A 330-nucleotide genomic window follows, 5' to 3' on the forward strand; every position below is an offset into this window, starting at 1 on the left:
GAGCCGGAAGGTGAGGTGATGCGGATGTGGGAAGCGATTGAAACCTATATGAACCGCAAACAGCCGCTGATCATTATTGCCGGCAAGGACTATGGTCAGGGCTCAAGCCGTGACTGGGCGGCCAAAGGGGTGCGCCTTGCCGGGGTGGAAGTGATTGTAGCAGAAGGGTTTGAGCGTATTCACCGTACCAATCTGGTCGGTATGGGGGTGTTGCCGCTGGAGTTTAAACCGGGCACGGATCGTAAAACCCTGAAGCTGGACGGGACGGAGCTGTATAGCGTGATGGGGAATATTGCGCCGCGTTCTGACCTGACTTTGGTGATTGAGCGT

At 56.1% G+C, this 330-nt stretch carries 1 pseudogene; it reads left to right on the forward strand.

The features are described from left to right. Positions 1–330, forward strand: a pseudogene (locus NI467_RS14665) (Fe/S-dependent 2-methylisocitrate dehydratase AcnD); the annotation flags it as partial.

This window comes from Acinetobacter sp. S4397-1 (genome assembly GCF_024129285.1).
GTDB lineage: Bacteria > Pseudomonadota > Gammaproteobacteria > Pseudomonadales > Moraxellaceae > Acinetobacter > Acinetobacter lwoffii_C.